Source organism: Chromobacterium sp. Rain0013, assembly GCF_015291765.1.
Lineage (GTDB): Bacteria > Pseudomonadota > Gammaproteobacteria > Burkholderiales > Chromobacteriaceae > Chromobacterium > Chromobacterium haemolyticum.
The window spans coordinates 1,855,114-1,867,360 of the sequence record NZ_CP031514.1; the positions used below are offsets into that span (position 1 = coordinate 1,855,114).

Below are 12,247 nucleotides of genomic sequence, written 5' to 3' on the forward strand. Positions count from 1 at the left end.
GAGCATGCGCCAAGCCGAAGAATCGCAGTTTGTCAGTTTTGACGGTCAAACCCTGTTTTATCGGCATTGGCCGGCGCTGACTCCCGGCGCGCGGCCGCGCGCCATCGTGCTGCTGCACCGCGGCCACGAACATTCCGGCCGCCTGCAGCACCTGGTGGACGAGTTGCAGCTGACGGATACGCCGATGTTCGCCTGGGACGCGCGCGGTCACGGCCGCAACGACGGGCCGCGCGGCTACAGCCCCAGCCTGGGCGCCACGGTGCGCGACCTGGACTGCTTCGTCCGCCACCTGTGCCAGCGTCACGGCCTGGCGATGGAGGAGATCGTGGTGATCGCCCAGAGCGTGGGCGCGGTGCTGGCGGCCGCCTGGGCCCACGACTACGCGCCGCGCGTGCGCGCGCTGGTGCTGGCCTCGCCGGCCTTCAAGGTCAAGCTCTACGTGCCCTTCGCCCGGCCTGGGCTCCGGCTGATGCAGCGGCTGCGGGGCAATTTCTTCGTCAACTCCTATGTCAAGGCGCGCTTCCTGACTCATGATCCGGAGCGCATCGCGTCCTACAACAGCGACCCGCTGATCACCCGGCCGATTTCCTCCAACATCCTGCTGGACTTGTACGACACCGCCGAGCGCATCGTCGCCGACGCCGGCGCCATCACGCTGCCGACCCAGTTGTTGATGTCGGGCGCTGACTTCGTCGTGCACCAGGGGCCGCAGCGCGAGTTCTTCCAGAAACTGGGCAGCCCCCTGAAGGAAATGCACCTGCTGCCGGGCTTCTACCACGACACCTTGGGCGAGCGCGACCGCGCGTCGGCGCTGGACAAGATTCGCGCCTTCATCCAACGAGTGGAGGCCGGCGCGCCGGCGGTGGACCTGAGCCGCGCCGACGCCGCCGGCCATACCGCGCTGGAATACCAGCAACTGCAGCAGCCGCGCTCCTGGCTGTCGCCGTTGCGCTGGCAGTTTGCGCTGACCCGGCTGACCCTGGCCACGCTGGGCCGCCTGTCCGCCGGCATACGCCTGGGCTGGCGCACCGGTTTCGATTCCGGCAGCACCCTGGATTACGTTTACCGCAACCAGGCGTCCGGCTTCAGCCCGCTGGGCCGGCTGGGCGACCGCGCCTACCTGGACAGCGTGGGCTGGAAGGGGATACGCCAGCGCAAGCTGAACCTGGAGGAGCTGATCGCCGCGGCGATGAGCCGCCTGCGCGTCGATGGCCGGCCGCTGCGCCTGTTGGACATCGCCGCCGGTCATGGCCGCTACATTCTGGACGCCGTGGCCGGCCAGCCGGTGGAACATGTACAGCTGCGCGATTACAGCGACATCAACGTAGGCGCCGGCCGACGCTTGATCGCTGAACGCGGCCTGGAAGCGGTGGCGCGTTTCGACCAGGGCAACGCCTTTGACCGCGCCAGCCTGGCCGCGCTGCAGCCGGCGCCGACGCTGGCGGTGGTGTCCGGCCTCTATGAGCTGTTTCCCGAAAACGAACCCATCCGCCAATCGCTGGCCGGCCTGGCCGAGGCGGTGCCGCCCGGCGGCTATCTGGTCTACACCAACCAGCCCTGGCACCCGCAGCTGGAACTGATCGCGCGCACGCTGAGCAGCCATCGCGGCGGCGCGGACTGGATCATGCGCCGACGCACTCAGCAGGAAATGGACCAACTGGTGTCCGACGCCGGCTTCGAGAAGCTGGAGCAGCGCATCGACGAATGGGGCATCTTCAGCGTCAGCCTGGCGCGACGCCGCGCCGACGCCGCAACGGAGCGGCCACAGCCGCTGGCCGAGGCCGAGGCGTGAGCGCGCCGGCCGCCGCCGGCCGTCCTTGGCGGCTGGCCTGTCTATGGCTGTTGCTGTTGGGGCCCAGCTTCTTCCTGCTCTACGGCGCGGCCAATCAATACGCGGCCGGCCTGCCGCCGGAGCGGGTGGGCAATGTGGCGATGGCCTGGGAGCGGGCCATCCCGCTGTGGCCGTGGACCATCGTGCCGTATTGGAGCATAGACCTGCTCTACGGCCTGTCGCTCTTCCTGTGCGTCAGCCGCGCCGAACTCAACGCCCACGCTAAGCGCCTGCTGGCGGTCACCCTGCTGTCCTGCCTGTGCTTTCTGCTGTTCCCGCTGCGCTTCGGCTTTGAGCGCCCGCCGCTGGACGGTGTCTTCGGGCAACTGTTCGACCTGCTGATGGGCTTCGACAAACCGTTCAACCAGGCGCCTTCGCTGCATATCGGCCTGTTGGTGGTGCTGTGGCTGCGCTACTGGCAGCACACGCCCCGGCGCTGGCTCTGGCTGCTGCATGGCTGGTTCGCCTTGATCGGCGTGTCGGTGCTGACCACCTGGCAGCATCATTTTTGGGATGTGCCCAGCGGTTTCGCGCTGGCGGTGCTGGTCTGCTATCTGTGGCCGATGCCGGCGCCGACGGCCCCGTCCTGGCGTTCGCCCGAGCCGGGCCGCAGCCGCGTTTTGGGCGCGCGTTACGCGGCAGGGGCCGCGTTGCTGCTGGTTTTGGCGGCGGCGCTGGGCGGCTGGGGCTGGCTGCTGGCCTGGCCGGCGCTGGCCTTGAGCGTGCTGGCGTGGGCTTATTGGCGGCTGGGTCCGGCCGCGCTGCAAAAACACGCCGGCCGCCGCCGCTTCGCCGCGCGTGTGCTGCTGTGGCCTTACAGCCTGGCCGCGCGGCTGGCGCATGCTTATTTTCTGCGCCGCTTGCCGGGCGCGGAGGAGGTGATAGAGGAGGTCTGGCTGGGGCCGGTCAGCGCGGCGCGCGACGCCCGCTTCGTCGCGGTGCTGGACCTGGCCGCGGAATACGACCGCCAGGCGGCCGGAGCCGTGGTATACCATAGCCAGCCCTTGCTGGATCTGCTGCTGCCGGCGCCGGCTCAATTGCGGCTGGCGGTGCAGGCGCTGGATCGATTGCGTGCCGGCCAGCGCGGGCCGTTGCTGGTGCATTGCGCTTTGGGCCTGACACGCAGCGCGGCAGTGTTGTTGGCTTGGATGGTGCTCAGCGGACGCGCGGGCTCGGTGGAGCAGGCGCGCGCGCTGCTGAGGCAACGCCGCCAGCGCGTGGAGCTGAGCGATGCGCAATGTGAAGAACTGGCGCGCCTGTGCGCGCGATTGGAGCCCTTGTGACGTCTGATCTTGCGCAGGCGCGGCTGAGCGCCGCGGTTCTGGCTTCCTGCCGCTGGCTGTGCTGGCCTAGTTGGGGCTTGCTGGCCTTGTCGGCGCTGACGCCGGCGCCGGCCTTATGGCTGCCGTTGTGCGCTGCTGTGGCTTTATGGCAAGCCTGGCTGGGCTGGCGTTTGCAATTGGACGCGGCCTTGTTGCAGGCCGTGGATTCGGCTGGCACTCTTGAGGAGCTGGACCTGGCCTTGTCACGGCTGTTTGGGCGCGACTTGGCCGGGCGCTCGCTGGAGGCAAGGCAGCGCGGCATGGCCCGCTTGCTGCGCGGATTTTTACTGGCGACCGGCCTGTGCTGGCTGCTGTGCCTGGCAGGGCTGTTGGCGGGGCGGATGTGAACAATAAGAAGATTCAAAAGCGTGGGAAGAGGAGAACCGTGATGAGCAAGAGAGCATGGTATGGCGGGGCGGTCTGCGCTTTGCTGGCCTCCGGGGGCTTGGCCTGGTTGGGCTTGATGCTGGCGGGCTTTGGCGCGTCCGGCAGCAATGGCGGCACGCCGGAGTGGCCGTTCTTGGTGGCCAAGGCGCTGGGGTTCGCGGGTTTCGCGATGTTTGTGTGTGGATTGGTCGCCTGCAAGGAAGCCAATTAAGCATGGGATGAAAATGGACGGGGCGGCAGCTAAGGCTTGCCGCCCCGTTCGTCGTCTCAGAACCTGTTCAAGGGCTGCCGCGCTTCGTGGAGCGTTGCACGGTGAGTACAAGTTCAAAATGCTCGTGTAGCACGAGTACATTCCGCTTTTCCCTTGTTTTCGCCTTGTCTCGCCTTTGCTCGCGAGACTTTGAACAGGCTCTCAGCCCAGGCGCCGGCGCAGCGCGCGGCTCAGCTGTTCCACGCCCCAGGACAGCGCCACCATCGCCAGGATGACGGCGGCGGCGGCCTGCTGCTGGAACAGAGACAGCGCCAGATACAGCTGCTGGCCCAGGCCGCCGGCGCCGACGATGCCGAGCACGGTGGCGATGCGGATATTGTTTTCCCAGCGGTACAAGGTGTACGCCAGCCATTGGCTGGCGACCATGGGCAAGGGCCCGTAGCAGAAGGCGGCCGCGCGGCCGGCTCCGGCGTGGAGCAGCGCCTGTTCCGCCTGCGGCGGCGCGTTTTCCAGGGTTTCCGCAAACAAGCGGCCCAACACGCCGGCGGTATGCATCGCCAGCGCCAGCACGCCGGCGGCCGGCCCCAGGCCCAGCGCCAACACCGCCAGCGCCGCCCACAGCAGGTCCGGTATGCCGCGCAGCATGTTCAACAACAGACGCGTCGCGCTCTTGGCTGCGACGCCCAGCCGGCCGGCCGCCGGCAAGGCCAGCGGCATGGCTAGAAGGGCCGCCAGCACCGTGCCCAGCGCCGACATCGCCAAGGTCTCCACCACGCCCTGACCCAGTTGTCTTAAAGCGGCGGGGGAAAAGTCCGGCGGCAGGAATTCCATGGCGAAGCGCGGCAGGCCGCGCCAGTCGAAACCGTTGGCTCGCCAGTCCGGCCATAGCCAGCAAAGACTGAAGGCGGCCAGCGCGCCGCCGGCCAGCAACAGGCGGCGGCCGCCGCCGTCGCGTTCCAAAGCGCGCCGCGACCAGCGGCTGACGCCTTCGCTCAAACCCACCAGCAGCAGGAACACCAGGAGCAGAGCGCCTACCTCGCCGCCGTTGAGCATTTTCAGGCTGCTGTCCAGCAACTGACCGATGCCGCCGGCGCCGACGAAACCCATCACGGCCGACGCGCGAATCGCGCATTCCCAGCGGTAGACGCTATAGCTGATCAATTCCGGCAGCGCTTGCGGCCACAGCGCCCAGCACAGCCGTTGCCAGCGGCTGGCACCGGCGGCCGCCAGCGCCTGCGCCGGCGCGCGCGGCTGGGATTCCAGAATTTCCGCGTAGACCTTGCCCTGCATGCCGCCGTAAGCCAGGCCCAGCGCCAATACCGCCGGCAGGCTGCCCAGGCCGGCGGCGCGGACAAAGAGCAGCGCCCAGACGATGTCCGGCACGCCGCGCAGCCACACCATCAGCCCGCGCAGCAGGCTTTGCGCGGCCAAGACCGCGCGGCGCGGCGGGGAGGCGGTGAGTTGATGATCGTCCAGCGCGCGGCTGGTGGCGAAGGCCAACGGCGCGCCCAGCAGCATGGCCAGGACCAGGCCGGCGCTGGCTACCGCCAGCGTGACGACGGTTTCCCTCACGACTTCTTTCAGGAAGTCGCCGTCGTGGGCCGGCGGCAGAAAGCCGGCGGCGAAGCGCGCCAGGCTGAGCCAGGTGTCGCCGTTGAGCAAGGTGGCCAGCGTGAACTGAGTCAGCGGCAGCGTGGGTAGAAGCAGCGCCAGAGTCAGCAGCAGCCAGCCTAGCCGCGCGCGCGCGGCCGGGTCGCGCGGTTTCAGCATTGCAGGCCTCTGAGCGCCGTGGCGGGCGGGGCCGCTTCCATCGCCGCGTCAGGCGCGTCGCCGGAGTAGAGTTCGGTCAGCAGCGCGGAGTCGACCTGTTCGCGCGGCAAGTCGAAGGCGATCGCGCCGTCGCGCAGGCCGATGATGCGCGGGAAGTGCTCCAAGGCCAGTTGCACCGAGTGCAGGCTGACCAGAAGCGCGGCGCGGCGCGCGCGGGCGTTCTCGCACAGCAGGCGAATGGTGTCGTCGGCCAGCCTGGGGTCCAACGCCGACACGGGTTCGTCGGCCAGCAAAAGTTCCGGGCGCTGGTACAGCGCGCGGGCGATGCCGACGCGCTGGCGCTGGCCGCCGGACAGCTGGTCGCAGCGCTGCCACAGTTTGTCGGACAGGCCCAGCCGTTCCAGTTCGGCGGCGACGCCGGCGTCGTCGTCCGGCCACAGCAGCCGGCGCAGGGCCGCCAGCTCGCCGCTATGGCCCAGCCTGCCGGCCGCCACCGCATGGATCACTCGCTGGCGCGGAGGCAGCGGCGGCGTCTGATAGACGCTGCCGATGCGCGCGCGCAAGGCGCGCAGGGCGCGGCGCGGCAGGCGCCAGGGGTCGGCGCCCAGCAGCCGGACCTCGCCGGCGTCCGGGCGAAGGCCGGTGTTGGCCAGCAGCAGCAGCGAACTCTTGCCGGCGCCGGACGGCCCGATCAAGGCCGCTTGCTCGCCGGCGGCCAGGCGCAGCGTTATGCCGCGCAGGATGACGGCGCCGTCCAGCTTCAGGCCGGCGTCGTGGAACTCCAGGCTCACTTCAGCAGCCCGGCGGCCGTGGCGGCGGCTTCTATGCCCTGATAATTGTCCGGCTTGGTGGGAATGAAGCGGCTGGCGCGCTGTAAATCCAGCACGGCTTTCTGTTCAGGATTCTTGGCGTCCAGCTTGAGGAAGGCCTGGCGGATTTTGTCCTGCAAACCCTTGTCCATGCTGCCGCGCACCGTCCAGTTGTAGTCGTAGTAGGGCGGGGTGGTGGCGATTACGCGCACTTTGGCGCTATCCACCTTCTTGCTTTCCACCAGCTTTTGCCACACGGAGCTGTTCAACACGCCGGCCTCCACCTTGCCTGCGGCCACCCAGGCCACGGTGGCGTCGTGGGCGCCGGAATAGGCGACGTTCTTAAAGAAGCTTTCCGGTTTGATGCCGTCCTTCTGCATGAAATAGCGCGGCATCAGATGGCCGGACGTGGAGGAGGCCGAGCCGAAGGCGAAGCTGTCGCCCTTCAGCTCCTTCAGGCTCTTGGCCGGGCCGCTGGTGATGAAGGTTGAGGTGAACTTGCTGTCCTCCTCGCGCTGAACCAGCGGAACCACCTTGCCGCGCTGGCTGGCCTGCACATAGGTGAAGCCGCCCAGCCAGGCCAGGTCCAGCTTGTCCGAGGTCAGCGCGGTGACCACGCCGGCGTAGTCCGATACCGGCACGAACTGCACTTTCATGCCCAGCTCTTTTTCCAGGTACTGGCCCAGCGGCGCGAATTTGCGCTGCAGTTCGGTGGGGGATTCGTCTGGAATGGCGGAGACTTTGAGCACGGTCTGGGCGGCGTTGGCCAGGGTGGCGGCGGCCAGCAGTGCGCTGGCCAGCGTCAGTTTGATGGCGGTCATGGCGGTGTTTTCCTCTATCTGCGGACAAAAAGCCGCAAGGGCTGGCGCCGGCGGGCCGGCGATTCAAAAAGGCCAGTCATAAGACTGGCCTTGAAGCGGCGGGCTAAGAACTTGTTTACGATCTGTTGCGCGTCAGCGAGACAGCGTTGAAACCAACCTCGAAATGCTCATGTACCGTATGTACATTCCGCTTTCTCAGCTGGTTTCGCCTTGTCTCGCTCTCGCTCGCGAGATCGTAAGCCGGCTCTAAAGACCGCCGCGTATAGCAAGTATTCTAGCCTAGCCTGGCTCAGGCTGCCTTGCGCTTGCCGAACAGGTAGAACAGCGCCAGGCCGATCACGATCATAGGCAGGCTCAGCCATTGGCCCATGCTGATCACGTCCGACCGGCCGAAGATGCCGGCGTCCGGCGTGCGGAAGAATTCGCTGCCAAAGCGGGCCAGGCCGTAGCCGATCAGGAACAGCGCGGACACCTGGCCGCGGGCGCGCGTTTTGGCGCTAAAGCACCACAGCAAGGCAAACAGCGCCAGGCCTTCCAGCGCGAACTCGTACAGCTGCGAGGGGTGGCGCGGCAGGCCGCCGTACTGGAGCAGGGTCACCATCAGGTCGGAGGACTGCTGCGCCTGGATCAGGTCGTCCATTCTGGCTTGCGGAAACAGCATCGCCCACGGCAGCTTGGGATCGGCCACCCGGCCCCATAGTTCGCCGTTGATGAAGTTGCCGATCCGGCCGGCGGCCAGGCCCAGCGGCACCAGCGGCGCGATGAAGTCGGTGACTTCCCAGAAGCTGCGGCCGTGCTTGCGCGCGAACAGCGCCACGCCGATCAGCACGCCGATGAAGCCGCCGTGGAAGGACATGCCGCCCTTCCACACCATCAGGATTTCCAGCGGGTGGCTGAGGTAGTAGCCGGGCTGGTAGAACAGCACTTCGCCCAGGCGGCCGCCCAGCACCACGCCGACGGCGCCGTACATCAGCAGATCGTCCAGCAGTTTGGAGGTGAGGAAGGCGTGGCCGCGCTTGATGCGGTAATTGCCCAGGATCAGGAAGCTGGCGAAGCCCAGCAGGTACATCAGACCGTACCAATGAATGGCTAGCGGGCCCAGCTGGATGGCCACGGGGTCGAACTGCGGATGAATGATCATTTGTCAGCCGTGTGCGTTTGCGGTAAAAGAATGTGGACGGATTATATGGGAAAGCGTTCCCACGCGTCGCGCGGCCCACCCGCCGCCCGGCGCATTTTTGCCTTGAGCTCCCCGGCACCCGGAGCCAGGCGGCCCGGCCTTAAAGCAGGCCAGGCCCGGAGCGCCTTTCCGCCCATGCAGAAATTAAGGAATCAGCAATGCCCCAATACCGCTCCCGCACTTCCACCGCCGGCCGCAATATGGCGGGTGCCCGCGCTCTATGGCGCGCCACCGGCATGAAGGACGACGACTTCGGCAAACCCATCATCGCCATCGCCAACAGCTTTACCCAGTTCGTGCCCGGTCACGTGCACTTGCACAATATGGGCCAACTGGTGGCGCGGGAAATCGAACGCGCCGGCGGCGTGGCCAAGGAGTTCAACACCATCGCCATCGACGACGGCATCGCCATGGGCCACGGCGGCATGCTCTACAGCCTGCCCAGCCGCGACCTGATCGCCGACAGCGTGGAATACATGGTCAACGCCCACTGCGCCGACGCGCTGGTGTGCATCTCCAACTGCGACAAGATCACCCCCGGCATGCTGATGGCGGCCATGCGCCTGAACATCCCTGTGGTGTTCGTCTCCGGCGGCCCGATGGAAGCCGGCAAGGTGCAGTGGGGCAACGACATCCGCAAGCTGGATCTGGTAGACGCGATGGTGGAGGCCGCCAACAGCGCGGTGTCCAACGAGGATGTAGAGCGCGTGGAGCGCTCCGCCTGTCCCACCTGCGGCTCCTGCTCCGGCATGTTCACCGCCAACTCCATGAACTGCCTGACCGAGGCGCTGGGCCTGTCCCTGCCCGGCAACGGCAGCCTGGTGGCCACGCACGCGGACCGCAAGGAATTGTTCCTGCGCGCCGGCCGGCTGATCGTGGACATCACCAAGCGCCATTACGAGCAGGACGACGCCAGCCTGCTGCCGCGCGCCATCGCCACCAAGGCCGCGTTTGAGAACGCGATGAGCCTGGATGTGGCCATGGGCGGCTCCACCAACACGGTGCTGCACCTGCTGGCGGCGGCGCAGGAAGCCGGAGTGGACTTCAAAATGGCGGACATCGACCGCATCTCGCGCTCGGTGCCGTGTCTGGCCAAGGTGGCTCCGGCCACCCAGAAATACCATATGGAAGACGTGCACCGCGCCGGCGGCGTGGTGGCCATCCTGGCTGAGCTGGACCGCGCCGGCCTGATCCGCCGCGAGGTGCCCACCGTGCACAGCGCCACGCTGGGCGAAGCGCTGGAAGCCTGGGATATCCGCCGCCACGGCGAAGACAGCGAGGCGCGACGCTTCTACCGCGCGGCGCCGGGCGGCGTGCCCACCACCATCGCCTTCTCGCAATCCATGCGCTACCCGACCGTGGACGACGACCGCGCCGAAGGCTGCATTCGCGACCGTGAGCACGCTTACTCCCAGGATGGCGGCCTGGCGGTGCTGGCCGGCAATATCGCCGAACGCGGTTGCATTGTTAAAACCGCCGGCGTGGACGACTCCATTCTCAAATTCAACGGGCGCGCCCGCATCTTTGAAAGCCAGGACGCGGCGGTGGAGGCCATCCTGGCCGACCGCATCGTGGCCGGCGACGTGGTGGTGATCCGCTACGAAGGCCCCAAGGGCGGCCCCGGCATGCAGGAAATGCTGTATCCCACCAGCTATCTGAAATCCAAGGGTTTGGGCAAGGACTGCGCTTTGCTGACCGATGGCCGCTTCTCCGGAGGCACCTCCGGCCTGTCCATCGGCCATGTGTCGCCGGAAGCCGCGGAGGGCGGCGCCATCGGTCTGGTGGAAGAGGGCGACCGCATCGAGATCGATATCCCGGGCCGTTCCATCCGCTTGGCGGTCAGCGATGAAACGCTGGCTGCGCGACGCGCGGCGATGGAAGCCAAGGGCCGCGACGCCTGGAAGCCGCTGGGCCGGGACCGCGTGGTCAGCCCTGCGCTGCGCGCTTACGCGGCGATGACCACCAGCGCCGACACCGGCGCGGTACGCGATGTGACGCAAGTAGAACGCCGTTGATATTTGTCATATTTCCTTAACCGGTTTCCGGATAGGATTCGGGCCGTGCGGTTTTTTGCCGTGCGGCCCATTGTTTTTTAGGGCGCAGCAACCATCTGGTCCTCATTCGCTCGCCGCTGTTTTCGCAGGCGCAGCCTCGCTTCTCTCTCGCCTCCCGGCTTCCGGCGGCGTCTTAGTCTTGTTCATTTGTTTTCGAATCCAACAGTTCTTCTCTGTGTGTTTTCCTAAATTTTCACAAACGAAATCCGTTCTAATGCCATTAGTCATATGCTTTGTCTGTTTAAATCTAAATGGCATTGTTTTTGACTAAAGCGAAAACGGATCAAGATAGCGCAGATACCTGAGAGGAGGGAGGACGTGATCAAGTTGCGAGGGACAGGCAGGCAAGTTCCCTTGTTACACGAATTTTAATAATTTTGTTGTTTAACAAAAGCTTAGCGAATGCTTAGCATGGGTGTGGCTGGGGGAAAGGCAAAAAAAATGCGCGGTACCGTTAGGTCCGCGCCAAGTCTACAAAGGAGAAATAGAGGAGAAACTATCAAGAAGCAATTGCTGCATCTCAACGAGAACGAATTATCCAGATTGCGGTATCGAGTGTCAACATGTTGTTTTTCGCAAATGTGTGAAATTATAATTTTCTGTCGCGCATCTGGTACATCTCGGCCGGGGCCGCCTCTGTCGCGGCGCACCATGGCCGCCGCAGCTGTGCCAAAATAGCGGTTTTCCGATTGCAGCAGGATTCCCCTTCATGGACGCCGTACGCCATACCCTTCCCGATCCGCGCCAGTACCACCCGCAAGTGGCGCTGACCAATATGCTGATTCACAATGCCCAGTCGGCGCTGAACGCCAAGACCGAGTCCGATCGGGAAATGTGGTTCTCAGCGGTGCGAGACGCGATGGCCGAGATGCTGGCGCGCGGCGAGCTGCTGTCCATTTCCGTGGCGCTCGCCATGGTGCCGTCGCAGCAATGCTATCAATTGGTGTGGGACGCGCTGCGCGACGCGGTGGAAAACACCGGCGGCGGCCGCGCCATTGTCTTCGCCATGCCCTTGGTGTTGGTGGCCGGCAGCAAGAGCCAGACCACGCTGCCCGGCGAGATTGCCGACGAGGCCGGCCTGAACCAGCTGCTGCGCGAGCACGGCGTGTTCGCCGGCGACGCCGACGTTGCCTTGGGCGGCGCGCTCTTGCACCCGGACAGCGTGGTGGGCTTGGACTCCGCCCAGCTTTATAAGCTGAACCGCGACCCGGTCCATGCCCGCGCGTTGCTGCCGCAGCAACCGGCGCCGGTCACGGTGAAAGAAGAGGGTGTGTTCCTGCGCTACCTATTGGGCGTGGCGATTCAGCCGGAAGGCGCGGAACCGCCGTTGCGCCTGGGCGGCGCGGTGGGCAGCTGGGGCATGCCGCTGATGAAATTCCTGGGCGAGCAGTTGAAGGCCGACGGCGTGACGCTGTTCCCCATCGCTCGTCCGCCGATGCCTGCGATGCAGGCGATGGTGGCGGGCAACTACGCCCGTTTCGAGGTGGCGATGCAGGTATTCGCCAGCAGTCAGATCCGCCGCTTGCGTGAACTGAACAAGGAGCCGGTGGCCATCCTGTCCGCTCACGATAACGGCGAACTGCATATCACTCTGTCCGCGGAAGGCGACGAGCGCAATTGGGAAGCCTTCGTCTGGCCGCTGGCGGCGCTGGACAATGTGCAACTGATTGAAGAAAGTTTCCGCGAACTGATGGCGGAATGCCATGTGCGCGAAGTGCATGTGCTGCCGGAGCTGCACCCGGACAGCAAGGACGGCGTGCCCCTGTTCTTTACCGCCGACGATTTGTAAGAGCGTGTTTACGATCTCGCGAGCTAAGGAGAGACAAGGCGAAAACAGCTGAGAAAGCGGAGTGTACACACGG

General features: G+C 66.0%; 10 protein-coding genes. 6 read left to right on the forward strand and 4 right to left on the reverse strand.

Annotated features, from left to right (window positions below):
- Nucleotides 1-4: 4 nt before the first annotated feature.
- Genes DXT74_RS08705 through DXT74_RS08720 form a run of 4 tightly spaced genes read left to right on the forward strand, consistent with a single transcriptional unit; the run spans nucleotide 5 to nucleotide 3,751 of the window.
- Nucleotides 5-1,792: a bifunctional alpha/beta hydrolase/class I SAM-dependent methyltransferase gene (locus DXT74_RS08705; protein ID WP_194427747.1), complete on the forward strand. Its 1,788-nt coding sequence runs from the start codon at nucleotides 5-7 to the stop codon at nucleotides 1,790-1,792.
- Nucleotides 1,789-3,114, forward strand: coding sequence for a phosphatase PAP2/dual specificity phosphatase family protein (locus DXT74_RS23120; protein WP_196783846.1), 1,326 nt, complete (start codon nucleotides 1,789-1,791; stop codon nucleotides 3,112-3,114). Before DXT74_RS08705 ends, DXT74_RS23120 begins: the two co-directional genes overlap by 4 nt.
- A complete protein-coding gene (locus DXT74_RS08715; protein WP_019103062.1) occupies nucleotides 3,111-3,500 on the forward strand; it encodes a hypothetical protein in 390 nt (129 codons plus the stop codon). The genes DXT74_RS23120 and DXT74_RS08715 overlap by 4 nt, the downstream gene beginning before the upstream one ends.
- A 41-nt stretch (nucleotides 3,501-3,541) precedes the next feature.
- A complete protein-coding gene (locus tag DXT74_RS08720; protein ID WP_043590936.1) occupies nucleotides 3,542-3,751 on the forward strand; it encodes a hypothetical protein in 210 nt (69 codons plus the stop codon).
- A 201-nt stretch (nucleotides 3,752-3,952) separates the two neighbouring features.
- Here the strand turns inward: DXT74_RS08720 and phnE are convergent, their stop codons facing one another.
- The 4 genes from phnE to lgt all read right to left on the reverse strand — a co-directional run bounded on the left by phnE (nucleotide 3,953) and on the right by lgt (nucleotide 8,292).
- Nucleotides 3,953-5,521: a phosphonate ABC transporter, permease protein PhnE gene (gene phnE / locus DXT74_RS08725; protein ID WP_194427749.1), complete on the reverse strand. Its 1,569-nt coding sequence runs from the start codon at nucleotides 5,519-5,521 to the stop codon at nucleotides 3,953-3,955.
- Nucleotides 5,515-6,312: a phosphonate ABC transporter ATP-binding protein gene (locus DXT74_RS08730; RefSeq protein ID WP_194427750.1), complete on the reverse strand. Its 798-nt coding sequence runs from the start codon at nucleotides 6,310-6,312 to the stop codon at nucleotides 5,515-5,517. The genes phnE and DXT74_RS08730 overlap by 7 nt, the downstream gene beginning before the upstream one ends.
- Nucleotides 6,309-7,151 carry a putative selenate ABC transporter substrate-binding protein gene (locus tag DXT74_RS08735; RefSeq protein ID WP_043590938.1) on the reverse strand — a complete coding sequence of 281 codons (843 nt, stop codon included), beginning with the start codon at nucleotides 7,149-7,151 and terminating at the stop codon, nucleotides 6,309-6,311. The genes DXT74_RS08730 and DXT74_RS08735 overlap by 4 nt, the downstream gene beginning before the upstream one ends.
- Nucleotides 7,152-7,440: 289 nt before the next feature.
- Nucleotides 7,441-8,292, reverse strand: a complete 852-nt coding sequence (gene lgt / locus DXT74_RS08740; RefSeq protein ID WP_194427751.1) for a prolipoprotein diacylglyceryl transferase — start codon at nucleotides 8,290-8,292, stop codon at nucleotides 7,441-7,443.
- 197 nt (nucleotides 8,293-8,489) lie between these two features.
- On the opposite strand from lgt, the gene ilvD reads away from it, so the two are divergent.
- Nucleotides 8,490-10,346, forward strand: coding sequence for a dihydroxy-acid dehydratase (ilvD, locus tag DXT74_RS08745; RefSeq protein WP_081555410.1), 1,857 nt, complete (start codon nucleotides 8,490-8,492; stop codon nucleotides 10,344-10,346).
- A gap of 748 nt (nucleotides 10,347-11,094) precedes the next feature.
- Nucleotides 11,095-12,174 carry a hypothetical protein gene (locus DXT74_RS08750; protein WP_194427752.1) on the forward strand — a complete coding sequence of 360 codons (1,080 nt, stop codon included), beginning with the start codon at nucleotides 11,095-11,097 and terminating at the stop codon, nucleotides 12,172-12,174.
- Nucleotides 12,175-12,247 lie beyond the last annotated feature (73 nt).

Bases quoted from the DNA above. Each gene is read 5' to 3' on its own strand.
- DXT74_RS08750 (WP_194427752.1), top strand. From the start codon at position 11,095: ATGGACGCCGTACGCCATACCCTTCCCGATCCGCGCCAGTACCACCCG.
- DXT74_RS08720 (WP_043590936.1), top strand. From the start codon at position 3,542: ATGAGCAAGAGAGCATGGTATGGCGGGGCGGTCTGCGCTTTGCTGGCC.
- lgt (WP_194427751.1), bottom strand. From the start codon at position 8,292: ATGATCATTCATCCGCAGTTCGACCCCGTGGCCATCCAGCTGGGCCCG.
- phnE (WP_194427749.1), bottom strand. From the start codon at position 5,521: ATGCTGAAACCGCGCGACCCGGCCGCGCGCGCGCGGCTAGGCTGGCTG.
- ilvD (WP_081555410.1), top strand. From the start codon at position 8,490: ATGCCCCAATACCGCTCCCGCACTTCCACCGCCGGCCGCAATATGGCG.
- DXT74_RS08705 (WP_194427747.1), top strand. From the start codon at position 5: ATGCGCCAAGCCGAAGAATCGCAGTTTGTCAGTTTTGACGGTCAAACC.
- DXT74_RS08735 (WP_043590938.1), bottom strand. From the start codon at position 7,151: ATGACCGCCATCAAACTGACGCTGGCCAGCGCACTGCTGGCCGCCGCC.